Origin of the sequence: Actinoplanes sp. CA-030573 (assembly GCF_050951115.1) — a bacterium.
Taxonomy (GTDB): domain Bacteria; phylum Actinomycetota; class Actinomycetes; order Mycobacteriales; family Micromonosporaceae; genus Actinoplanes.
The window spans coordinates 2273656-2295576 of sequence record NZ_CP192038.1 but is presented as its reverse complement, the minus strand read 5'-3'; the positions used below and the strand labels follow the sequence as shown (position 1 = coordinate 2295576).

General features: G+C 72.9%; 22 protein-coding genes. 9 read left to right on the top strand and 13 right to left on the bottom strand.

Annotated features, from left to right (window positions below):
- Positions 1 to 104: 104 nt before the first annotated feature.
- The gene (locus tag ACQP2F_RS10725; protein ID WP_433302979.1) at positions 105 to 614 is read left to right on the top strand and encodes an RDD family protein; all 510 of its coding nucleotides are present in this window, start codon (positions 105 to 107) and stop codon (positions 612 to 614) included.
- Here ACQP2F_RS10725 and ACQP2F_RS10720 read toward each other — a convergent pair.
- The 6 genes from ACQP2F_RS10720 to fabG are packed head-to-tail and all read right to left on the bottom strand — an operon-like array spanning position 608 to position 5221.
- On the bottom strand, positions 608 to 1012 hold the full coding sequence (locus ACQP2F_RS10720) for an NUDIX hydrolase (protein ID WP_433302977.1): 405 nt from the start codon (positions 1010 to 1012) through the stop codon (positions 608 to 610). The genes ACQP2F_RS10725 and ACQP2F_RS10720 overlap by 7 nt on opposite strands.
- Positions 1009 to 1872: a L,D-transpeptidase gene (locus tag ACQP2F_RS10715; protein WP_433302975.1), complete on the bottom strand. Its 864-nt coding sequence runs from the start codon at positions 1870 to 1872 to the stop codon at positions 1009 to 1011. The genes ACQP2F_RS10720 and ACQP2F_RS10715 overlap by 4 nt, the downstream gene beginning before the upstream one ends.
- 35 nt (positions 1873 to 1907) lie before the next feature.
- Positions 1908 to 2741, bottom strand: a complete 834-nt coding sequence (locus ACQP2F_RS10710) for an HAD-IIA family hydrolase (RefSeq protein ID WP_433307446.1) — start codon at positions 2739 to 2741, stop codon at positions 1908 to 1910.
- Positions 2684 to 3700: a ferrochelatase gene (locus ACQP2F_RS10705; RefSeq protein WP_433302973.1), complete on the bottom strand. Its 1017-nt coding sequence runs from the start codon at positions 3698 to 3700 to the stop codon at positions 2684 to 2686. The genes ACQP2F_RS10710 and ACQP2F_RS10705 overlap by 58 nt, the downstream gene beginning before the upstream one ends.
- 19 nt (positions 3701 to 3719) lie before the next feature.
- Positions 3720 to 4487, bottom strand: a complete 768-nt coding sequence (gene fabI, locus ACQP2F_RS10700) for an enoyl-ACP reductase FabI (RefSeq protein WP_433302971.1) — start codon at positions 4485 to 4487, stop codon at positions 3720 to 3722.
- A gap of 29 nt (positions 4488 to 4516) precedes the next feature.
- Positions 4517 to 5221 (bottom strand): 3-oxoacyl-ACP reductase FabG, encoded by a 705-nt coding sequence (fabG, locus tag ACQP2F_RS10695; RefSeq protein ID WP_433302969.1) that lies wholly within the window; start codon positions 5219 to 5221, stop codon positions 4517 to 4519.
- Between the two features lie 89 nt (positions 5222 to 5310).
- Between fabG and ACQP2F_RS10690 the strand changes: the two genes are divergently transcribed.
- From ACQP2F_RS10690 to ACQP2F_RS10680, 3 genes are all read left to right on the top strand, one after another.
- Positions 5311 to 6519, top strand: coding sequence for a sensor histidine kinase (locus tag ACQP2F_RS10690; RefSeq protein ID WP_433302968.1), 1209 nt, complete (start codon positions 5311 to 5313; stop codon positions 6517 to 6519).
- Complete coding sequence (locus ACQP2F_RS10685; protein WP_433302966.1) at positions 6516 to 7172, top strand: response regulator; 657 nt, start codon at positions 6516 to 6518, stop codon at positions 7170 to 7172. Before ACQP2F_RS10690 ends, ACQP2F_RS10685 begins: the two co-directional genes overlap by 4 nt.
- Positions 7173 to 7235: 63 nt before the next feature.
- Positions 7236 to 8141, top strand: a complete 906-nt coding sequence (locus ACQP2F_RS10680) for an alpha/beta hydrolase (RefSeq protein WP_433302964.1) — start codon at positions 7236 to 7238, stop codon at positions 8139 to 8141.
- 622 nt (positions 8142 to 8763) lie between these two features.
- On the opposite strand, the gene ACQP2F_RS10675 is transcribed toward ACQP2F_RS10680, so the two are convergent.
- The 3 genes from ACQP2F_RS10675 to ACQP2F_RS10665 are packed head-to-tail and all read right to left on the bottom strand — an operon-like array spanning position 8764 to position 11920.
- Positions 8764 to 9714 carry a 26S proteasome regulatory subunit RPN10 gene (locus tag ACQP2F_RS10675; protein WP_433302962.1) on the bottom strand — a complete coding sequence of 317 codons (951 nt, stop codon included), beginning with the start codon at positions 9712 to 9714 and terminating at the stop codon, positions 8764 to 8766.
- Positions 9711 to 10829, bottom strand: a complete 1119-nt coding sequence (locus tag ACQP2F_RS10670) for a DUF58 domain-containing protein (RefSeq protein WP_433302960.1) — start codon at positions 10827 to 10829, stop codon at positions 9711 to 9713. The genes ACQP2F_RS10675 and ACQP2F_RS10670 overlap by 4 nt, the downstream gene beginning before the upstream one ends.
- Positions 10811 to 11920 (bottom strand): AAA family ATPase, encoded by a 1110-nt coding sequence (locus tag ACQP2F_RS10665; protein WP_433302958.1) that lies wholly within the window; start codon positions 11918 to 11920, stop codon positions 10811 to 10813. Before ACQP2F_RS10665 ends, ACQP2F_RS10670 begins: the two co-directional genes overlap by 19 nt.
- A 543-nt stretch (positions 11921 to 12463) precedes the next feature.
- Here ACQP2F_RS10665 and ACQP2F_RS10660 point away from each other — a divergent pair.
- The 4 genes from ACQP2F_RS10660 to ACQP2F_RS10645 are packed head-to-tail and all read left to right on the top strand — an operon-like array spanning position 12464 to position 15008.
- Positions 12464 to 12670, top strand: a complete 207-nt coding sequence (locus tag ACQP2F_RS10660) for a hypothetical protein (RefSeq protein ID WP_433302956.1) — start codon at positions 12464 to 12466, stop codon at positions 12668 to 12670.
- A gap of 10 nt (positions 12671 to 12680) precedes the next feature.
- Positions 12681 to 13193 (top strand): PH domain-containing protein, encoded by a 513-nt coding sequence (locus ACQP2F_RS10655; RefSeq protein ID WP_433302955.1) that lies wholly within the window; start codon positions 12681 to 12683, stop codon positions 13191 to 13193.
- A complete protein-coding gene (locus tag ACQP2F_RS10650; protein WP_433302953.1) occupies positions 13190 to 14611 on the top strand; it encodes a PH domain-containing protein in 1422 nt (473 codons plus the stop codon). Before ACQP2F_RS10655 ends, ACQP2F_RS10650 begins: the two co-directional genes overlap by 4 nt.
- A gap of 10 nt (positions 14612 to 14621) precedes the next feature.
- On the top strand, positions 14622 to 15008 hold the full coding sequence (locus tag ACQP2F_RS10645) for a thioesterase family protein (RefSeq protein ID WP_433302951.1): 387 nt from the start codon (positions 14622 to 14624) through the stop codon (positions 15006 to 15008).
- Here ACQP2F_RS10645 and ACQP2F_RS10640 read toward each other — a convergent pair.
- Positions 15005 to 15937 (bottom strand): carbohydrate kinase family protein, encoded by a 933-nt coding sequence (locus tag ACQP2F_RS10640; RefSeq protein WP_433302949.1) that lies wholly within the window; start codon positions 15935 to 15937, stop codon positions 15005 to 15007. The genes ACQP2F_RS10645 and ACQP2F_RS10640 overlap by 4 nt on opposite strands.
- 185 nt (positions 15938 to 16122) lie before the next feature.
- Between ACQP2F_RS10640 and ACQP2F_RS10635 the strand changes: the two genes are divergently transcribed.
- Positions 16123 to 17580: an aminopeptidase P family protein gene (locus ACQP2F_RS10635; protein ID WP_433302947.1), complete on the top strand. Its 1458-nt coding sequence runs from the start codon at positions 16123 to 16125 to the stop codon at positions 17578 to 17580.
- Positions 17581 to 17593: 13 nt separating this feature from the next.
- Here ACQP2F_RS10635 and ACQP2F_RS10630 read toward each other — a convergent pair whose 3' ends face one another.
- The 3 genes from ACQP2F_RS10630 to ACQP2F_RS10620 all read right to left on the bottom strand — a co-directional run bounded on the left by ACQP2F_RS10630 (position 17594) and on the right by ACQP2F_RS10620 (position 21894).
- Positions 17594 to 18118 carry a hypothetical protein gene (locus tag ACQP2F_RS10630; RefSeq protein WP_433302946.1) on the bottom strand — a complete coding sequence of 175 codons (525 nt, stop codon included), beginning with the start codon at positions 18116 to 18118 and terminating at the stop codon, positions 17594 to 17596.
- A gap of 94 nt (positions 18119 to 18212) precedes the next feature.
- Positions 18213 to 21473, bottom strand: coding sequence for a pullulanase-type alpha-1,6-glucosidase (gene pulA / locus ACQP2F_RS10625; protein WP_433302944.1), 3261 nt, complete (start codon positions 21471 to 21473; stop codon positions 18213 to 18215).
- A 31-nt stretch (positions 21474 to 21504) separates the two neighbouring features.
- Positions 21505 to 21894, bottom strand: a complete 390-nt coding sequence (locus ACQP2F_RS10620) for a hypothetical protein (protein ID WP_433302942.1) — start codon at positions 21892 to 21894, stop codon at positions 21505 to 21507.
- Between the last annotated feature and the right edge of the window lie 27 nt (positions 21895 to 21921).

The window sequence follows — 21921 nt, the reverse complement described above, 5'->3', positions numbered from 1 at the left end:
GGGTCGAGTCAAGAACCGACCGAGGGATTGATCGCGTACCCGCTTTCCCGGAAGTTGATTGCCCAAGGGAAATTGCTTTTTGCACAAAAGGGGCACCGGACACCATGACGCTTCCGCACGGCGAAAACTCGCAGCAGGCCCATCCGTACGCCCCGCCGCCCGCTCCCGCCTATGCCCTGCAGCCGATCCCGAACGCGCCCGTGTACCCGCAGCACCCCTACCCGCAGCACCCCTACCCGCAGCACCCCTACCCGCAGCGGCAGGAGCGGCTCGTCTCGCCCGGTGGCCGGCTCGGCGCGCGGCTGCTCGACGGCGTGCTGGCCATCGTCACGCTCGGCATCGGCTTTCTGATCTGGTCATTCTTCACCTGGCCGGACGGGCAGACCCCGGCCAAGAAGATGCTCGGTCACGTGGTCGTCGACGCCAACACCGGCCAGCCGTTCGACCTCGGCCGGATGATCATGCGCCAGATCCTCATCGAGGGCCTGCTCGGCACGATTCTCAGCTCGGTGACGTGCAGCATCTATCTGTGGGTCGACGGCTTCATGGTCTTCGGCGAGCGCAACCGCACGCTGCACGACCGGATGGCCGGCTCGGTCGTGGTCTATCAGTGAACCAGTCCGCGGCCGGCGAGCTCGTCGACCAGTAGCTGAATGGCGGGGGCGCATCGTCGCCGATCGTGCGCGGTGAACCACGCGATCTCGCCGATCTCGGCGGCGGCCGCCGGCTCCTGACCGTCGCCGCCGCCGGTGAAGCAGATCAGGCGCACGACCGTGCCCGGCGGCCGGTTGTGCGCGGGCGCCACGATCTCGGTGAACGGCTCGAGATCGGCGGGGTCGACGACGATGCCCACCTCCTCCCGCACCTCGCGGGCGGCGGCCTCGGCGTACGTCTCGCCCTCCTCGGGCTTGCCGCCGGGCAGGTAGAACGCGTCGGTGTAGCCGGGCCGGACGACGAGGACGTGGCGGTCGCGCACGCACACCCAGGCGGTCGCGATGATCGTGTCGGTCACGCGGCCCTGTCTACCACGCTGACCACCGTGCCCGGTCCGATGTGGTCGAGCAGGGTGCGCTGGGCGGCGGCCGGCAGCCGGATGCAGCCGTTGGAGACGCTGCGGCCGAACACCGAGCCGCGGTACCAGGCGTGGATGCCGGTGTGCGCGTCCTGCAGGCCGGGCGCGACCGCTCCCCGGTCGTCGGGCACGGCGCCGAGCACGAGCGCGTCCAGGCCGGCGTAGACCTCGCCGCGGGTGCCGGTGCGGCCGAGGACGAACGTGCGGCCGAGCGGCGTCGGCGTGCGGGCGGCGCCGGTCGCGACGGTCCAGCTTTCCCGGCGTACGCCGTCGCGCAGCCACGTGAGCTCGTGCGTGCTCCGGCTCAGGACCAGCTGGTCGCGCAGGGTCCGCGCCTCCCAGCCGTGGTCGGGCAGCCAGCCGATCCGCCGGTTCACCGAGGGCAGCAGCACCGCGACCCAGCCTGGCCGGCGCGCGACGATCGGCACCGTCACCGGCACGCCCCGGATCGACGGCGGCAGGTAGGCCCGCGGTGTGCCGCCGGGCGCGTCGTAGAGGGCCAGCCGCCTCGGCGCGTGCAGGGCGCCGGCGACGAACGCGGTGGCGGCCGGCTCGGGGTCGGCCGGGAAGCCGCCGGGGACCTGCACGTACGTGATCGTCTTCAGGCCGGCCGGTGGCTTCGCCGCCTTCTTCGGCGGCACCGGCCGCGGTGCGGCCGCGACCGGGGACGTGACCACCGGCGCCGGCGGGTCGGCCGGGGGCGGCGTGGGCGCGTACAGGTGGCTGAGGCCCGCGATCGCGCCGAACGCCACCACCAGGGCGGCGAACGGCCTGGTGCGACGGGTGCGGGCGAGACTCACCCGGACACCGTAGTCGGCGCCCGGCGCCCGGGTGGCTAGATCTCGCCGATCAGGTCGGCGACCGAGTCGACGATGCGGGACGGCCGGAACGGGAACCGCTCGGCGTCCTGCCGGCTGCTGATGCCGGTCAGCACCAGGATCGTCTCCAGTCCCGCCTCGAGCCCGCACAGCACGTCGGTGTCCATCCGGTCGCCGATCATCGCGGTGCTCTCGCTGTGCGCCTCGATGGTGTTCAGCGCCGAGCGCATCATCATCGGGTTGGGCTTGCCCACGAAGTACGGTTCGACGCCGGTGGCCTTGGAGACCATCGCCGCCACCGAGCCGGCCGCCGGGAGCGCGCCCTCGTTGGACGGGCCGGTCGCGTCCGGGTTGGTGCAGATGAACCGGGCGCCACCGTCGATCAGCCGGATCGCCTTGGTGATCGCCTCGAAGCTGTAGGTGCGGGTCTCGCCGAGCACCACGTAGTCCGGGTCGAACTCGGTGAGCACGTAACCGGCCGCGTGCATGGCCGTGGTCAGCCCGGCCTCGCCGATCACGTACGCCGTGCCGCCCGGCCGCTGGTCGGCCAGGAACTGGGCGGTGGCCAGCGCGGCCGTCCAGATCGACTGCTCGGGCACGTCGAAGCCCATGCGGTTGAGCCGGGCCTGCAGGTCGCGCGGCGTGTAGATGGAGTTGTTGGTGAGGATGAGGAACGGCTTGCCGGACGCCTTCATCCGGTTGACGAACTCGGGGGCCCCGGGCACCGGCTCGCCCTCGTGGACGAGCACACCGTCCATGTCGGTGAGCCAGCTCTCGATGGCCTTGCGCTCTGTCATCTCGCTCCTCGCCGTTGGGGTGCCGGGCAGCATCCGCCCGGGCAGTCGTCCCAGACCGGGAGAGTACCCAGCCGTTTCGCCGGCTGCGCATCGGTGCGCTCCCGGACCAGCTCGCGGATCATGGTGACGAAGCGCGGGTCGGTGCCGGGCGTGGCGGCTCGTGCGTACCCCAGGCCGAGCTTTTCCGCCGTCTCGGCCGCCTCGTTGTCGAGATCCCAGAGCACCTCGAGGTGGTCGGAGACGAAGCCGATCGGGCTGACCACCACGTCGGTGACGCCCTGTCCGGCGAGGGCCTCGAGGTGGTCGTTGATGTCGGGCGCGAGCCAGGGCACCTGCGGCGGGCCGGAGCGGCTCTGCCACACCAGGTCCCACGGCAGCTCGGCGGCGGACCGGGCGTGCACGAGGCCGGCCGTCTCGTGGAGCTGGGCCGTGTACCGGCCGCCGGTCGGGCCCGCGGTCTCGGCCATCGACAGCGGGATCGAGTGGGCGGTGAAGACCAGGCGGGTGGTGGCCCGGCGGCCGGGATCGAGGGTGGACAGCGCCTGCCGTACGGCGTCGGCGTGCGGCTCGACGAAGCCCGGGTGGTCCCAGAACTGGCGCAGCTTGGAGATCACCGGGGCGCCCGGGCCGACCTTCGCGCGGGCCCGGGCGATGTCCTCCCAGTACTGCTTGCACGACGAGTAGCCGCCGTAGGCGCTGGTGGCGAACCCGAGGGCGTGGGTGATGCCGTCGTCCCGCATCTGCGCGACGGTGTCCTCGAGCATCGGATGCCAGTTGCGGTTGCCCCAGTAGAGCGGCAGGTCGAGGCCGTCGGCCCGCAGGGCGGCGAGCAGATCACGGCACTGCTGGTTGATCGGGGACACGCCGCCGAAGTGGTAGTAGTGCTCAGCCACCTCGGCCAGGCGCTCCTCGGGGACGCCACGCCCGCGCACCACGTTGCGCAGGAACGGCATCACGTCGTCGGGCTTCTCGGGACCGCCGAAGGACAGGAGGACAAAGGCGTCGTAGACCACGACGCCATTGTCCCCCGCCTCAGGTGCCGATGGCGTGGAAGCCCCCGTCGACGTGGATCACCTCACCGGACGTGGCCGGGAACCAGTCCGAGAGCAGGGCGCAGACGGCGCGGGCGGCCGGCTCGGCGTCGTCGAGGTCCCAGCCCAGCGGCGAGCGCTCGACCCAGGCCTTCTCGAACTGCTCGAAGCCGGGGATCGACCGGGCGGCCATCGTGCGCAGCGGGCCGGCCGAGACCAGGTTGCTGCGGATGCCCTTCGGGCCCAGGTGCAGCGCCAGGTAGCGGGAGGCGGACTCGAGGCCGGCCTTGGCCACGCCCATCCAGTCGTAGACCGGCCAGGCCAGGGTGGCGTCGAAGGTGAGGCCCACGATGCTCCCGCCCTGCGGCATCAGCGGCAGGCAGGCGGTGGCCAGCGACTTGTACGAGTACGTGGAGACGTGCAGCGCCTTGGACACGTCCTCCCAGCCGGCGTTGAGGAACTCGCCGCCGAGCACGCTCTGCGGCCCGAACGCGATCGAGTGCACGACGCCGTCGAGGCCGTCGACGTGCTCACGCACCTTGTCCGGCAGCGCGGCCAGGTGCTCCTCGTCGGTCACGTCGAGCTCGATCACCGGCGCCGGCTGCGGCAGCCGCTTGGCGATCCGCTCGACCAGCGACAGCCGGCCGAAGCCGGTCAGCACGACGGTGGCGCCGTTCTCCTGCGCGACCTTGGCCACCGAGAAGGCGATCGAGGCGTCGGTGATCACCCCGGTGATGAGCAGCCGTTTGCCGGCCAGCAATCCAGACACGGGAATTCGCTCCTATGGTTAAAAGAAAGTCAGTGGCCCATGCCGAGACCGCCGTCGACCGGGATCACCGCGCCGTTGATGTACGCGGCGGCGTCCGAGGCCAGGAAGGTCACCGCGGCCGCCACCTCGTCCGGGCCGGCGAGCCGGCCCGCCGGGACGGCCTTGATGATCTCCGCCCGGCGCGCGTCGGACAAGACCGCGGTCATCTCCGTCTCGATGAAACCGGGCGCCACCACGTTCGCCGTGATGTTGCGGGAGCCCAGCTCACGAGTAATGCTGCGGGCCAGGCCGACGAGGCCGGCCTTGCTCGCCGCGTAGTTCACCTGTCCGGGACCGCCGTAGAGGCCGACCACCGACGAGATGAAGATCATTCGGCCCCACTTGGCGCGCAGCATCTTCGAGCTGGCCCGCTTGGCGACCCGGAACGCGCCCTTGAGGTTGGTGTCGACGACCCGCTCGAACTGCTCGTCGCTCATCCGCAGGAGCAGGGTGTCGTCGGTGATGCCCGCGTTGGCCACCACCACCTCGACCGGGCCGAGCTCCTTCTCGACCTCGCCGAAGGCGGCGTCGACGGCGGCGGAGTCGGTGATGTCGCACTGCACGCCGAACAGCCCCGCGGGCGCGCCGCTGCCCCGATGGGTGACCGCGACCTGGTCGCCCTGCTTCGCGAACGCCTGGGCGATGGCCAGGCCGATCCCCCGGTTTCCTCCGGTCACCAACACCGTGCGAGCCACGACGATTACGCTCCTCATACCCAGGTAGGGGGTGCCATTTGGCACCGTGGGGTCACGACGGCACGGCAACACCGCCGTAACCTGCCCGGGTGGAGACTATCGGCCCGGCGACGAGGCGCAACGCCACGGGCCCGTTGCGCCGGCTCCTCTGGCTGAGGGAACTGCCGCGACCCGCGCCGAGACGGCGTTCCTGGTGGTACGCGGCGCCGCTGAGCCTGCTCGCGCTGGCCGGCCTGGGCCTGGCCGCGGGGGCGTACCTCGAGGACAACCGCAACCTGCCGGGGATCGTCATCGTGATCATGGCGGCCGGGTCGGTGCTGCCGGTGGCCGTGTGTTTCCGGCGGCCGGTGCTGGCCTGGCGGATCGCGTACCCGTTCCTGTTCCTCGGCGTGATCAACGCGGCGTCCGGCGAGCCCTGGCCGTGGAACCCGGTGCAGATCTTCGGCTTCCTGGTGGTGCTCGGCCGGCTCGCGATCACGCAGCAGTCGGCGGTCACGCTGTGGGCGACGGTGGCCAGCCTGATCCCGGTCTTCCTGTTCGCGCCGACCGCCAACGCGTGGGGCGGCGTGCTGCTGGTGGTCGCCATCGCGGCGCTCGGCGACATCGCCTTCCGCCGGCGGCGCACCCGCGAGCTGCTGGCCCGCAGCGAGGAGCTCACCGAACAGGAGCGGGCCAAACGCGCGGTGCTGGAGGAACGGGCGCGCATCGCGCGGGAGATGCACGACGTAGTGGCGCACCACATGTCGATGATCGCCGTACGGGCGGAGACCGCGCCCTATCGGGTCGGCGGCCTGGGCGCGGCCGCCGAGGAGGAGCTGGCCACGATCGCGACGGCGGCCCGGGCGGCGCTGACCGACATGCGCCGGCTGCTCGGGGCGTTGCGCGCGGAGGACGGCGCCGAGGCGCCGACCACGCCCCAGCCGGGGCTGGCCGACCTCGGCGCGCTGGTGGAGAACGCGCAGGCGGCCGGGGTCGACGTCACGCTGACCGCCGAGGGGCTGGGGAAGGTGCCGGAGACGGTCGGGCTCGCGGCGTACCGGATCGTGCAGGAAGCCCTGGCCAACGCCGCGCGGCACGCGCCCGGCGGCCCGGTGACCGTCGAGGCTCGCGGCGCCTCCGACCGGCTCGAGCTCACCGTGCGCAACCGGCGCACCGAGGTCTCGGCCTCCGGCGGCGGGCATGGTCTGATCGGCATGCGCGAGCGGGCGGCCCTGCTCGGCGGCGAGCTGACCGCCGGGCCCGACCGGTTCGACTTCGTGGTGCACGCGACCCTGCCGTTCGAAAGGCCCACCGAGTGATAAAGATCCTGATCGCCGACGACCAGGCGATGGTCCGCGAGGGCTTCGGCGCGCTGCTCGGCGCCCAGCCCGACATGCTGGTGGTGGGCGACGCCGCGGACGGCGCCGACGCGGTGGCCCGGTCGCGCGAGCTGGGGCCGGACGTGGTCCTCATGGACATCCGCATGCCGGTGATGGACGGTCTCGAGGCCACCCGGCGCCTGTCCGGGGGTCATTCGGCGTCGCCCAGGATCCTCATCCTCACCACCTTCGACCTCGACGACTACGTGTACGAAGCGCTGCGTGCCGGTGCCAGCGGGTTCCTGCTCAAGGACGCCCCGGCCGCCGACCTGATCAACGCGGTTCGGGTGGTGGCGGCCGGCGAGGCCCTGCTCGCGCCCTCGGTGACCCGGCGGCTGATCGCCGAGTTCGCCGCCCGCTCGCCCGGCGACCGGCCGCGACCGGCCGCGCTGAACGCGCTCACCCCGCGCGAGACCGACGTGCTGCGGCTGGTCGCCCGCGGGCGCTCCAACCAGGAGATCGCGGCCGATCTGGTGGTGGCCGAGCAGACGGTCAAGAGCCACATCGGACGGATCCTCACCAAGCTCGACCTCCGCGACCGGGCGCAGGCGGTGGTCTTCGCCTACGAGACGGGCCTCGTAGTACCGGGGTAGCACGCCCGATTGGCTACCGCGGTGTGACGACCGCGGGGGTTTCCCGGCCGGACCGTGCGGCTCATGCGCATCCTGCCGAACGTCCTCGCCCTGGCTCTGCTCCTGCCGATCCCGGTCGCCCCGGCCGCCGCCGTTCCCGCTTCGGTGGTCTCGCACCTGCCCGCCTTCGCCGACGCCTACCGCGAGACGTCGGTGCGCATGCTGGCGACCGGTTGCCCGTACGCGACATGGGCCGCCCAGGGCCGGCGCTTCCTCTTCTTCGACCCGGCCGGCGACGGGCGCGCCGCCGAGGTGTTCGGCGACCTGGCCACGGCCTCGCGCATCGCGATCCTGGTGCCCGGCGTCGACACCACGCTGGCCGACTTCGACCGCGGCCTCGGCGGCATCGCCCGGCGCGCGCCCGGCGTCCAGGGCCGCACCCTCTACCGGCAGCTCAGCAAGCGCGACCGGGACGTCGCGGTGATCTCCTGGCTCGGCTACGACCCGCCCGAGGGCATCGGCCTGGCCGCCGCCACCGAGGGCCGGGCCCGCTCCGGCGCCGCGCTGCTGACCACGTTCGTCCAGGACGTGCTGCGCCAGCGCCCGGGCGCGACCGTCACGCTGATCGGCCACAGCTACGGCTCCCTGGTCGTCGGCCTGGCCGCGCCGCGCCTGCCGCAGGTCGCCGACGTGATCGCGCTCGGCTCCCCCGGCATGGGCGCCGCGCACGCCACCGACCTGGGCGGCGCCCGCGTGTGGTCGGCGCTCGCGCCGCACGACTGGGTCCGCCGCATCCCGCAGGTGCGGGTGCTCGGCCTGGGCCTCGGCAAGCGGCCGTCGTCGGCCGGCTTCGGCGCCACCGCGCTGCCCACCGACGGCGTCGCCGGGCACGATTACTACCTCGTTGAGGGCAGCGCCACCCTCCGCGCGGTCAGCGACATCGTCCTCTCGGGTGGTCCTCGCCACGAGGGGGCCTCCCGCGTTTATTAAGTTGGCCTTAAGGGGTACAGTTCCCGACGGCCCGGATGCCTGCGCTGCACCGGTTTCGGGCCCCAGGAGCTACCGGCCGCCGGAGTGATTCCGGCTCTGACTCTCGGAGGTGATCGCTGTGCGAGATAGCGATCCTCCTAGTCGTGGCCGGGCCCGCCGTCAGCGCGTCTGACCGCTGACGACTTCCCCGCCCCGCATCCCCCGGTTTCGCCGCCCCACGCGCCGAGGCCGGCCCCCGTCGTGTGCGCCGCGACACCGGGATGCGGAGGCGCCGGCCGCGACGTGACCTGCGCGCGATCCCCATCGCCAGTTCACATCACTTCACCGAGCGGAGTCTGCCGTGAAGAACTTCGTCGCGCCCCTGAGCTTCACCCTCGCCACGGCCTGGGTGGTCATCCTGTTCGTGCTCGTCCACAGCAACTCGTGAGCGGCCATCCGCCGGCCCTCCCGGCCACCATCACGCCGCTCGCTCCCGCGCCGGCGGGCCCGCCCGCCGGCCCTGCGCCGCGCCCTTAGCTCTGCTCACCCACACGCGCGCCGCAGCTCAGAGCACCGCGGCTCAGCGGGCCCCGCAGGCCAACTCGCCGCAGCCCCACTCGCCGCGGGCCTCGTGCTCGGCCGCTCACGGCAGGCGGGACGTCCAGATCAGACTGAACGCCGCGGCGACCAAACCGAACAGCAGCGCCGCGCCGGCGTACCACTGGGTCACCTCGCGCGGCTCGACGCGGTGGCCGATCGAGCTTCCCATGTCCTCGTAGACCTTCTTCAGCTCGCCCACCGAGGCCGCCTCGTAGAAGTAGCCCTTGGTCTGCTCGGCCAGCTGCTGCAGCGACAGCCGGTCGACCGGCACGCGCTGGAGGTTGCCCCGGATATCGACGACGCCGGTGTCGGTGCCGAAGGCGATCGTCGAGACCGGCACGTTGGCCTGCGCCGCCGCCGTCGCGGCGTCCTCGATCGAGCGGCCCGACGTCCGGTATCCGTCGGAGAGCAGCACGATGCGGGCCGGCGGGGCGCCGTCGGCGCCGTCGGCCGGGACCGTGCGGATCGCGTCCAGCGACGTGAACACCGCCTCGCCCGTCGCGGTCGCCTCGGCCAGCGTCAGGCCGTCGATGCCGGAGATCACCGACGACCGGTCCTTGGTCGGCGACACCAGGACGTTCGCCGACTTGGCGAACGACACCAGGCCCAGGTTGTAGCTCGGCGGTAGCTCGTTCACGAACGCCTTCGCGGCCTCCTGGGCGGCCTCGATGCGGTTGGGGGCGACGTCGTCGGCCTCCATCGAGAGCGATACGTCGATCGCGAGCATCACGGTCGCCCGCTCCAGCGGCTCCTGCTTGTCGACCGACGGGCGGGCCATGGCCGCACCCAGCACGAACAGGCTCAGCAGGAACGCGGTCGCCGACACGTGCCGGCGCCAGCCGAGGCCCTTGGGCGCCAGCGTGCGCAGCAGGTCGACGTTGGTGAAGCGCATCGCGTACGTCCGGCGGCGGAACTGCCGCCACACGTAGACGCCGGCCATCGCCAGGACGGGGAGCAGCGCGAGCAGCCACCACGGCTGCAGGAAGCGAATCATCGGGTGGTCCCCCGGGTGCGTGCGTGTCGCTGGGCGGCCACGAATCGGACCATGTCCAGCAGCCAGTCGGTGTCGGTGCGCAGGCGCAGGTGAGCGGCCCCGGCGGTGCGCAGGGCGCGGGCGATGGCGCCGCGCTGCTCGGCCGCCGCCTCGGCGTACCGGCTGCGCAGCTTCGCGTCGGCGGTCTGCACCTCGTGCAGCACGCCGGTCTCCGGGTCGGCGAGCGTGAGCACGCCGACGTCGGGCAGTTCCAGCTCGCGAGGGTCGACGACCTCGATGGCGAGCACGTCGTGCCGCACCCCGAGCTTGCGGATCGGGCGGGCCCAGCCGTCGATCGGCGCCAGGAAGTCGGAGATCACGACGGCCACCCCGCGGCGGCGGGGCGGCCGGTTCAGCATGTCGATCAGCTCGCCGAGGTCGGCGCGGCCGGGGCGGATCTCGGTGCGGGCGATCGCCCGGAGCAGCCCCTGCGCTTCCTTGCGGCCGGGGCGGGCGGGCAGGCGGACCATCGGCGGGGCGGCCGGGGCGGCGTTCCTGCGCTTCCTTCCCGGTACGCCGAAGCTCCGTCCCGCTATGCCGGAGCCGGTGCCGACGACCGCGCCGATCCGGTTACCGCCGCGCACGGTCAGGTGGGCCATCGCGGTGGCGGCCGCGATCACCAGGTCGCGCTTGAGCCAGCGGGCGGTCCCGAAGTCGAGGCTGGCCGACAGGTCGACGGCGAGCCAGGTCTCGAGCTCCCGGTCGGCGACGGTCTGCCGTACGTGCGGCAGGGTCGTGCGCGCGGTGACCGGCCAGTCCATCCGCCGCACGTCGTCGCCGGGCCGGTACTCCCGCGACTCGCCGGCCTCGGTGCCCGGACCGGGCAGCAGGCCCACGTAGTCGCCCTGCAGCAGACCGTCGAGCTTGCGCGTGACCAGCAGCTGAAGCCGCCCGAGCACCGCCTCGGCCCGCGCCGCCCCGTCGAGAGCCGCACCGCCGGCACCGTTGCCCGCGGCGGCACCGTTACCCGCGGCGGCACCATTGCCCGCGGTCGCGGAGGGGCCGGCGCCCGGACCTCCGCCGGGGGCGGAGAACGGCGAGCCGTCGGCCGACGGATCTAGTGCTGGGCCGGCCATCCGGCACCTGCCTGGGGAGCGGCACTCACGGGAGCGGAAGGATGGTTGCCGTTGGGCGAGGTGCCCTGGCGGGAGGCGACCGACGGCATCGGCACGCTCTGCATGATGCGGGCGACGATGTGGTCGGCCGGGATGTCGTCGGCCAGCGCGTCGTAGGACAGCACCAGGCGGTGCCGCAGGATGTCGGGCGCGATGTCCTGCAGGTCCTGCGGGAGGGCGTAGTCGCGGCCGCGGAGCAGCGCGAGGGCCCGGGTCGCGCGGACGATGCCGAGCGAGGCGCGCGGGCTGGCGCCGTACTGGATGAGCTGGGCGACGTCGGGCATGCCGTGCTGCGCCGGGGCGCGGGTCGCCAGCACCAGCCGGACCGTGTAGTCGACCAGCGCGTTGTGCACGAAGACCTGGTCGGCCCGGCGCTGCAGGCCGAGCAGGTCTTCCGGGGTGAAGACCCGCTTGGGCTCGGGCGCGCTCACCCCCATGCGGTAGACGATCTCACGCTCCTCGGCGTCGGTCGGATAGCCGACCAGGATCTTCATGAGGAAGCGGTCGCGCTGGGCCTCGGGCAGCGGGTAGACGCCCTCCTGCTCGATCGGGTTTTGGGTGGCCATCACCAGGAACGGGCTGGGCACCTCGTGGGTCTGGCCGCCGATCGACACCTGGTGCTCGGCCATCACCTCGAGCAGCGCCGACTGCACCTTGGCCGGCGCGCGGTTGATCTCGTCGGCGAGCAGGAAGTTGACGAAGACCGGGCCGAGCTCGACGTCGAACTTCTCCGAGGTCTGCCGGTAGATGCGGGTGCCGACGATGTCGGCCGGCACCAGGTCGGGCGTGAACTGGACCCGGGAGAACGTGCCGCCGACGACCTTGGCCAGCGTCTCGACCGCGAGCGTCTTGGCCACGCCGGGGACGCCCTCGAGCAGGCAGTGGCCGCGCGCGAGCAGCGCCACGAACATCCGCTCGACCATCCTGTCCTGGCCGACGATCACCCGTTTGACCTCGAACATCGCACGCTCGAGCTGCGTCGCGTCCTGGGCGGGTGGCACGGGGGCGCTCCCGTTGCTCGGTTCGTTCTCGGGCGTGAGCGGCTGGGCCACCGGTCCTCCACAGCGGTCGGCTGAAAGCAGCTTTGACGAACAAGACTTACACGACCTAGCTGAAAGTGCGCTCGGTGTACCCGCATTACGCGCTGAGCGCGTGCGACGCCATGGCCCGGTCGTGTCGATCTTTCTGCGTAATGCGCGGGATCGGACGCCGAACACGGGAGGATGCGCATCTCGAGTTTCCGTGTAACATTCCCTTCGTCGCCGGGCGACTTCCCCCGTGGTCGCCCGGCGTTCAGCCCATCGGAGCCCCCTGTCCGCGGAGTGCGCGGACCCAGGGGGCTTCCGCATGTCTGCTCCGGGGGCCGAGCCCCCGGAAGCCCCACGAGGCGGCGGTGCACGCTCGGCGGTGCACGCTCGGCGGTGCACGCTCGGCGGTGCACGCTCGGCGGTGCACGCTCGGCGGTGCACGCTCGGCGGTGCACGCTCGGCGGTGGGCACGCTCGGCGGTGCACGCTCGGCGGTGGGCACGCTCGGCGGTGGGCACGCTCGGCGGTGGGCACGCTCGGCGGCGTGAGCCGCCTATCGTTGACGTTGATGAGCGACGACCTTTCCCCGCAATGTTCGTCCAAGGGCTGCCGTGCGGACGCCGCCTGGGCGCTGCGGTGGAACAACCCCAAGCTGCACACGCCGGAGTATCGGAAGACGTGGCTGGCCTGTGCCGAGCACCGGGAGTCGCTCGGCGGGTTCCTGGAGGCTCGCGGTTTCCTCCGCGAAGTGACGCCCTTCGGTGCGATCTCCTAGGCTGCACGGTGTGACCACGCCGTCCCCGCCCGCCGCCGACGCGCTCGAGCCGTGGCCCGACACGGTCGCCTGGCGGAGCGTGTCGCCCAAGCTGATCACAGTGGAGCTCATCGCCCGCGCCATCTTCGTGCTGGTGCTGCTGGTCGGGCTCGGCATCGGGCAGGCCCTCGCGCCGTACTGGCTGTGGCTCGCCGCCATGGGCCTGGTGGTGGTCTACGCGATCTGGCGCGGCTTCGTGACGGTGCGCGCGGTGCGCGCGTGGGGCTACGCCGAGCGCGATCAGGACCTGGTGGTGCGGCACGGCCTGCTGGTCCGGCGGCTCTCCATCGTCCCGTACGCGCGAATGCAGTTCGTCGACGTGACGGCCGGCCCGCTCGAACGGGCGTTCGGCCTGGCCACGGTCCAGCTGCACACCGCCGCGGCGGCCAGCGACGCCAAGGTGCCGGGCCTGCCGCCCGAGGAGGCGGCCCGGCTGCGCGACCGCCTCACCGCCCTCGGCGAGGACCGGGCCGAGGGACTGTGACCACCACGCCGCCCACCTCGCCGGCGGTCGCGGCCGAGCCCCGCCGCCGGCTGCACCCGCTGAGCCCGTTCCTGCACGGCGCCAAGAGCATCGCCGTCGTCGTGGCCGCCCTCTCCTGGAACGCGCTGCGCGAGGTCGGGCCCGAGCGCTTCGCGCTGATCGTGGCCGTGCTGGCGCTCGGTGTCGTGGTCTTCTCCGCGATCAACTGGCTGACCACCGGCTACCACGTGGTCGGCCGCGAGCTGCGCATCTCCGACGGCCTGCTCTGGCGCCGCAACCGGGCCATCCCGCTCGAGCGGCTGCAGGCGGTGGAGCTGCGGCGGCCGCTGCTGGCCCAGCTCACCGGCCTCGCCGAGCTGCGCCTCGAGGTCGTCGGCGGGAGCAAGACCGAGGCGCCGCTGGCGTATCTGACGGTGCGCGACGCGGCCGCCCTCCGGGAACGTCTTCTGGCGCTCGCCGGGCGTACGGCGGCCTCGCCGGCGGAACCGGACGCCGGACCCCGGGTCGCCGCACCCAGCCTGGAACGTCCCCTGCTCCGCGTCGAGAACCGCGACCTGGTGGTCAGCCAGCTGCTCACCCCGCAGGCCTTCCTGCTGCCGGTGGGCGTCGCGTTCGTGGTCATGCAGTTCGTGCTCGACGCCGAGTGGGGCTTCTACGCGATCGCCAGCACCGTGACCGCCATGTTCGGCGTGCTCCTCCAGCCCGGTCGCCGGGTGCTGCAGGACTGGGACTTCCGGCTCGCGCGCGACCCCGGCGGGCGGCTCGTGGTGCGCTTCGGCCTGCTCGAGACCCGCAGCCAGATCGTGCCGCTGCATCGCGTGCAGTCGGTCGGCGCGACCTGGCCGCTGCTGTGGCGCGGGCAGAAATGGCTGCATCTGCGGCTCGACATCGCCGGGTACGCGGGCGAGCCGGGCTCGGACAGCAAGCGCTCCGACCGGCTGCTCCCGGTGGGCGACTTCGCGACGGCGCGGGCGCTGGTCTGGGACGTGCTGCCGGGCGTCGACCTGGCCACGCTGGCGACCTCGCCGCCGCCGGCCCGGGCCCGCTGGCTGCACCCGTTCGAGCTGCGCTACCTGGGTGTGGGCCTGACGCCGGACGTGTTCGTCTCCCGCTGGGGGCTGCTGACCCGGGAGATGGTGCTGGTGCCGTACGCGCGGCTGCAGAGCGTCCGGGTGATCCAGGGCCCGCTGCAGCGGATGCTGGGGCTGGCCACCGTGTACGCGGACACGGCCGGCGGACGGTCGGGGCAGGCGCGCGACCGGGACCTCGCCGAGGCCTGGGCGCTCGCCGAGCAGCTGGCGACCCGCGCGCGGGAGGCCCGGCGGCCCGCGCCCCTGGTCACCGACCGGCTCGCGCCCTCGGCCGTGCCCACCCCATCGGTCGATGACACGTACTGGCAGCGGCCGGTCCAGCCTTAAGCTTCTTCGCATGGAGCTTCCGGAGTTCGCGCCCGGTCTCACCGCCCGGGTGGAGTTGACCGTCACCGATGCCGACACGGCCCAGGCCCTCGGCTCCGGCGACGTGCCGGTGCTGGGCACGCCGCGGGTCCTCGCGCTCGCCGAGGCCGCCACCGTCGCCTGCACGGCCCGGCAGATTCCGGGCGGCCTCACCACCGTCGGCACCCGGGCCGAGGTCGAGCACAAGGCGCCGACGCCGGTCGGGCACCGGGTGACCGCGCAGGCCACCCTCGCCAAAGTGGACGGGCGCAAGCTGGTCTTCGACGTGACCGTGCAGGAGGGCGACCGGGTGGTCGCCGAGGTCCGGGTCGAGCGTGTCGTCCTCGACCGGCAGCGCTTCATCGAGAAGGCCCTCTAGAGGAGCGCCCCCCAGCGCGCGGTGAGCTCCTCGTTGGTCGGCATCGCGGTGGCGCCGCCCTGGCGCTCGCAGACCAGCCCGGCCACGGCCAGCGCGAAGCGGACGTTGCGCCGCCACCCCTCGAGGCCGGCCGGGAAGCCGTCGGCGAGCAGGCGCCGGATCAGGGCGCCCATCACCGAGTCGCCGGCGCCGGTCGCGTCGATCGCGGCCACGCTCGGGGCCGGCAGTATCTCGGCGCCGTCGGCCGCCGCCACGTACGCACCCTTCGCGCCGCAGGTCACCACGACCGCCCGCGCGCCCAGACCGCGGATGCGTTCGGCCGCGGCGGCCGGCTCGGCCCCGTCGTAGAGGACGGCCGCGTCGGCCGAGCTGAGCTTGACCAGGTCGGCGGTGGCGAAGAACTCCTCGACGAGCTTGCGGAGATCGCCGACCGCCTGCGGGCCGGGCAGGAGGGTGGGCCGGACATTCGGGTCGAAGACCTTCAACGGGCCGTTCTCGCCCCATGCCCGTTTCGCGGTCTCGACGAAGGGCGAGCGCAGCAGCGCGATCGAGCCGGCATAGAGCACGTCGGCACCCCGCACGACCGCCGGATCGACCTCGTCGAGCAGCGCGTAGGAGGGCGGCTCGCCGTAGAACGTGAACGTCGGCTCGGCGCCGACGAAGGTGGTCACGGCCAGCGTCGTCGGCGCCGGCACGCGCTGGACCGCGCTGAGATCGACCCCCGCCGTACGCAGGAAGGCCGCCAGCCGATCGCCCAGGATGTCGTTGCTCAGCGAGCCGGCGTAGCGCACGTCCCCGCCGAGCCGGGTGGCGCCGACCGCCACGTTGAGCGGCGCGCCGCCGATCGCCTGCCGGTAGATCAGCTCGCCGTCGAGGTCGGCCTCGAGCAGATCGACCAGCGCCTCCCCCAGCACCACCGCGTACCCCATGCCGCCCCTTCCGTCAGATCTCCCAGCCTTCCGCTCGTTCGCTTCGCACGCAATGGCCGCCCGATAGATCCGTTTCTGCTCCGATTCAACCACGACAACGCTGGTGCTGGTCCCGCTGGATGCGGTCTGCATTTCCCCCGGCCGGGACGGTAACGTCGGGGGGGAAGCTACGAGCGGAGGCGCGGATGAACGAGCAGAAGGCGGCCAAGACGGAGTCGCACGACCCGGACTTCCCGGAGGCGTTTCTGCAGTTCATGCGCGGTGGCTGGCGGGAGGATCCGCTCGAGGTCGCGGCCGTGCCCGAGGCGCCCAACTATCAGAAGCGCCGGGCCGCGCTGTCCGAGGCGTTCCCGGGTGAGACGTTGATCATCCCGAGCGGCAACGAGAAGGTGCGGGCCAACGACACCGACTACCCGTTCCGCCCGGGCAGCGACTTCTTCTACCTGACCGGCGACAAGGACCCCGACAGCGTGCTGGTCCTGCGCCCGACCGGGTCCGGGCACGACGCGATCCTCTACACCCGCCAGCGCAACTCCAAGGAGACCGACGCGTTCTTTCGCAGCCGCAACGGCGAGCTGTGGATCGGGCGCACCCACACGCTGGCCGAGAAGTCGGCCGAGCTCGGCGTGCAGACGGAGCCGCTGGGCGCGCTCGGCCCGGCGCTGGCCGGCTCGGCGCCGGGGCGCACCCGGGTGCTGCGCGGCTTCGACGCGCAGGTCGACCGGGCCGTCCTGCAGTACGAGCCCGACCGCGAGAAGCCGCGCGACCGGGAGCTGGCCTGGGTGCTGTCGGAGCTGAAGCTGGTCAAGGACGAGTGGGAGATCGCCCAGCTCCAGGCCGCGATCGACGCCACCGTCCGCGGCTTCGAGGACGTGGCGCGCGTCCTGCCCGCCGACCGCGGGGTCAAGGAGCGCCTGCTCGAGGGCGTCTTCGGGCTGCGGGCCCGGCACGACGGCAACGACGTCGGCTACGGCTCGATCGTCGGCGCCGGCGCGCACGCGACGATCCTGCACTGGGTGCGGAACACCGGCGTCACCAAGCCCGGCGAGCTGCTGCTGATGGACATGGGCGTCGAGGGCGACAACCTCTACACCGCCGACGTGACCCGCACGGTCCCGGTGACCGGCACGTTCACCCCGCTGCAGAAGCAGGTGTACGACATCGTGCACGCCTCGCAGCAGGCCGGCATGGACGCGATCCGGCCCGGCGTGAAGTTCCGCGACGTGCACAAGACCTGCATGCGGGTGCTGGCCGAGGGCCTGCACGACCTCGGCCTGCTCCCGGTGAGCGTCGACGAGGCGATGGACGAGAAGAGCACGGTCTACCGCCGCTGGACCCTGCACGGCTTCGGCCACATGCTCGGCATCGACGTGCACGACTGCTCGAACGCCCGCAACGACAACTACCGCGACGGCGCGCTGGCCGAGGGCTACGTGCTGACCGTCGAGCCCGGCCTGTACTTCCAGCCCGAGGACGACCTGGTCCCGGCCGAGCTGCGCGGCATCGGCGTCCGCATCGAGGACGACGTGCTGGTCACCGCCGACGGTTGCCGCAACCTCTCGGCCGGCTTGCCGCGCTCGTCCGCCGACGTCGAGGCGTGGATGGCTTCCCAGCGCGAGGCCGGCCCCCGCCTCCCCGGCTGATCGGCCCGGCCGGCTACGGCTGGTAGCCGGCCACCGTGAAGCACTCGGCCCCGCTCGGGCCCTCATCCGAGACGTTGATGACGACCTTGAGCGGGTGGCCGTCCCGGGCGTCGTAGGTGGTGGACACCTCGCCGCCGTCGTCGGCCGCCGTCTGCGCCATCTCGCGCAGCTCGCCCAGCGTCGGCACCTCGATCTCCTCGCCGTCCTGCCCGGCGATCGGCCCGAGGTCGACGCCGGCGCTGGCCTCGGCCGACGCCGGCTGCTGCGACGAACCGATCCGCTCGAACCCGGTCACCGCGCCCGCCTGCACCGTGACCTGGTAACGCCCCAGCGGCGAGCTCTCGTCACAACCCCGGATCAGCGTGTACGTGTACGAGGCCGGCTCGCTGAACGGAGGCGCGGACCCACCGGACGCCACGGCCGGGGCCGGGGCCGCCGAGGCCGACGATCCGTTCCAGGTGGGGCTCGCGGACTTCGACGTGCACCCGCCGACGACGGCCACCAGGGCGATCCCGCCCACGACCAGACCGAGCCGCACCTTCTGCCTCCACCGCGTCGAGAACGCGAGGAAGTTTCCGCGCGCGGCCGCAATGTAGCGCAGCCCCGCACGCGGCCCAGCGCCGGTGAAGCGGTCAGAGGTCGGCCACGAACACCGCCACCGAGCGGGCCGGCACGGTCAGCACGCCCTCGGCGGCCGTCGCCGTGCGGAGCAGCGGGTCGGCCGACGCCGCCAGTTCCGGGTGGGGGTGGAGATGAAAACGGGCCAGAGCCGGCACGTGCTGCGTCGTCGGGTTCTCGGTGGCGTTGAAGACGACCACGACCCTCCGCCAGCGGGGGTCGAGGCCGGTCCCGTCGAGGGACATCACGATCACGCCCGGCGTCTCGGCCGGACCGCCCAGCGGGAACGACAGCCGCCGCTGGACTTCGTCGCCGGTGGGCAGGCCGAAGACCGGCGACGAGCGCCGCACGCGCAGCAGCTCGCGGTAGCGCTCGGCCGTCATCGCGATCAGCTCGGGCGCCGGCACCAGCGCCGGGTCGGCCAGCAACGGGCGCGCCACCTCCCACTGGTCCTCGTTGTCGCGGGCCGGCGGCAGCCCCAGCCCGAAGCCGTTGCCCTGCCGCGGGTCCCACCGGATCTGGTTGAACCAGTCCCCCGAGTTGAACGAGTTGCGGTCGAGCGACTTCGACCGCAGCCGCTCGCTGCCGAGCGCGATGAACCCCACGCCCTGCCCGAGCACCACCAGCGACAGCGCCAGCACCTGCATGCGCGCCCGGTCGACCGGGGCCAGGTCGCGCGGCAGCTTGAACGCCAGCGCGTCGTAGAGGATCTCGTTGTCGTGCGCGTCGACGTAGTTGACCGTCTCGGCCGGCGCGAGCGCGTAGCCGCTGGGCGACCCGTTGTAGTCGATCTGCGCCCCGCTCTGCTCGGCCCCGGTGTGCGTCACGAAGCGGTAGGTCGACAGGCCGCCGGACAACCCGACCTTGATCCGGTCGTGCAGGTAGAGCGGCGTGTGCGACCCGAGCCCGGTCGCGAAGCCCTGGACCGTGGGGTCGCCGTGCGAGCCGCCGCCGCGGGCCGCGTCGCGCAACCGGTCGTTGAACGTGCCGATGCCGGTGCCGGCCATGTTGACCTGGGTGGCCTGGGCGAACCGGGCGTCGTACGCCACCTCGCCGAAGTTCCAGCCCTCGCCGTACAGGTAGATGTCGCGCCCACCGGGAAGGTGATCGAGCGCGATGCGCACCTCGAGGATGTTGGCCCGCGGATGATGGCCCATGAGATCGAAGCGGAAGCCGTCGATCTTGTACTCCCGGGCCCAGGTCACGATCGAGTCGATCACCAGGCGGCCCATCATCATGTGCTCGGTGGCGGTGTTGGGGCAGCAGGTCGACTCGGCGGTCATGCCGTCGGCGAGCAGCCGGTGGTAATAGCCGGGCACGACCCGGTCGAGGACGGCGAACTTGTGCAGCCCGTCCTCCATCGCGTGGTTGTAGACCACGTCCATGACCACGCGCAGGCCGGCGTCGTTGAGCGCGGCCACCATCTTGCGGAACTCGAGGATGCGGGACGCGCCGGACGGGTCGACCGCGAAGCTGCCCTCCGGCGCGGTGTAGTGCCAGGGGTCGTAGCCCCAGTTCCAGCCGTCCTCGTCGGCGACCGCCATGACCTCACGCTGCTGCTTGTCCGAGTCGGGCGGGAACGAGGCCAGGTCACAGGCGGGCAGCGCCTGGTCGGCCCGGCGGTCGGGCACGCTGGCGAAGTCGAACGCGGGCAGCAGGTGCAGGTGGGTGAGCCCGGCGTCGGCCAGCGACCGCAGGTGGCGCATGCTCGCCGCCTCGGGGCGGGTGAAGGCCGCGTACGTCCCCCGCTCGGCCGGCGGCAGCGAGCCGTCGAAGATCGAGAACTCGCGTATCGACACCTCGGCGATCTGCATCCGGGCCGGCGCGACCGCGGGCGGCTTGGCCAGCGTCTCCCACCCGGGCGGGCAGAGCGCCGGGTCGGCCAGGTCGACCAGCAGGCTGTGGGTGGAGTCGACGGCCAGGGCCAGCGAGTACGGGTCGGTCACGCTGGTGGTGACGACGCGCTGGGCGGCCGGGTGCCAGACCTCGACCCGGTACCGGTAGTAGCGGCCCAGCCACTTGCGCTTGCCCACGATCGTCCAGACCCCGGTCACCGCGTCGCGGTCCATCGGCAGCACCTTGGGCTCGTCGCCGGGCGCGCGGAAGAGCTCGAGCTCGACCGTGCGCGCGGTCGGCGCCCAGACCGACAGCTGCGGCCGGTCGTCGGCGATCACCAGGCCCAGCTCGGCGTCGGCCGCGTCGGCGTAGAGGTCGTCGAGCACGCCCGGCAGCTGCACGCCGGTGACCGCCGTGACCCGGCCGTCGTCGTCGCGGCCGACCACCAGCACCTGACCGCGCAGCAGGTAGCCGAGGGCGGCGTCGCCCAGCTCGCGCACCGAGAACGCGCGGTAGGCCCGCAGGTGCGGGAAGCGCCGGCTCTGGGCCTGGAACAGGCCGCCGGGCCGGGCCGTCAGCGGCAGCGTCGTGTACTCGCCGGTGATCTCGTCGCCCTCCCGCCGCGCGTCCCCGGCGGCGGACGCGACGAGCGTGAACGCGGCCGCCCGGTCGGTGAACCACTCGGGCAGCGCGATCGTGGTGCGGTCGAGGAAGACGGCCAGCGAGCGGGCCGGGTCGAGCTCGGGGCCGAGCGTCCCGAGGTCGGGCCGGACCGGGGCGGCGGTGCCGGCCAGCACCCACAGCTCGCGGGCCACGGTCAGGTCGAGCCGCTGGTCGTCGGGCAGGTCCTTGGTCTCGCCGCGGTGCAGGACGAAGCGCAGGCCGGCCGCGTCGGGCCGGACCGGCACCCGGAAGACGGCGCCGAACGCGTCGTAGCCGGACGGGAAGATCGGCCGGCTCCAGACCGGCTTCTTCGGCGTGCCCTCCCAGGCGTGCAGGCCCCATCCGGCGTAGTCGCCGCCCGGCCGGCGGTAGTGGATCACCGCGACGCCGCTCTCGGGCTCGGGCGCCGGCCCGGCCGCGCCGGGCGGCGAGGTGTAGATCTCCGGGTCGCCCGGGCGCAGCCAGATCTCGGAGACGAACGCCGGGTCGACGTGCCGGTCGACATCGACGTCCTTGGCGCCGGCGTGGTCGACCAGCAGGAAACCGACATCGCGCGCTTCCGGGGCGAGACGGACCCAGGCGAACCGCCCGTACGCGTCCTCGCCGGCGAAGGCGGCCCCGCCCGGATAGCCGTGCTCCTGCCCGGGCGCGAGGTCGCCCCAGGCATGCAGCCACCAGGGCGCGTAGTCGCCGTCGGGCCGGGTGTAATGCACGACGAGCCACTGCGGTCGGCTGCGGGAGGTCGGCGGCGAGGGAGCAAGCTCGATCGTGGTCACCGGATCATCCTTGCACCGGCCTACGACAGTTTCAGTGGGTCGCGACGACCGTGGTGATCCGCGGGCCGCTCGAGTCCGTACGGAGGAGGTAGCGGTACGACTCACCGGCGAGCGCGCCGCCCCGGCTGTCCAGGTACTCCCACCGGACCGCCACCATGAGCAGCGCCGGCGAGAGCTGCTGCACGTCGAGCAGCTCGGCGTGGGCGGCGACGATCTGCTGCTCCCGATAGGCGGGAGCGGCGCCGAGGAAGGAGAGCGCGACCGCCGCCGGCGTGGTGAAGGTGAAGCTGTAGGAGTCGGCGACGACCATGCCGGGCAGCGCGTAGCAGCCGGCCACCGCCGCGACGTCACCCGAGGTCAGGGCGGCGCCGTAGCGATCGAAGAAGTCCGTCAGAAAGGTGAGGTCGGTTGGGGCCTGCACGAGCGTCGGAGTGCCCGGACGCGGGAA

Bases quoted from the DNA above. Each gene is read 5' to 3' on its own strand.
- ACQP2F_RS10635 (WP_433302947.1), top strand. From the start codon at position 16,123: ATGAACGAGCAGAAGGCGGCCAAGACGGAGTCGCACGACCCGGACTTC.
- ACQP2F_RS10675 (WP_433302962.1), bottom strand. From the start codon at position 9,714: ATGATTCGCTTCCTGCAGCCGTGGTGGCTGCTCGCGCTGCTCCCCGTC.
- ACQP2F_RS10725 (WP_433302979.1), top strand. From the start codon at position 105: ATGACGCTTCCGCACGGCGAAAACTCGCAGCAGGCCCATCCGTACGCC.
- ACQP2F_RS10645 (WP_433302951.1), top strand. From the start codon at position 14,622: ATGGAGCTTCCGGAGTTCGCGCCCGGTCTCACCGCCCGGGTGGAGTTG.
- ACQP2F_RS10670 (WP_433302960.1), bottom strand. From the start codon at position 10,829: ATGGCCGGCCCAGCACTAGATCCGTCGGCCGACGGCTCGCCGTTCTCC.
- ACQP2F_RS10660 (WP_433302956.1), top strand. From the start codon at position 12,464: ATGAGCGACGACCTTTCCCCGCAATGTTCGTCCAAGGGCTGCCGTGCG.
- ACQP2F_RS10640 (WP_433302949.1), bottom strand. From the start codon at position 15,937: ATGGGGTACGCGGTGGTGCTGGGGGAGGCGCTGGTCGATCTGCTCGAG.
- ACQP2F_RS10680 (WP_433302964.1), top strand. From the start codon at position 7,236: ATGCGCATCCTGCCGAACGTCCTCGCCCTGGCTCTGCTCCTGCCGATC.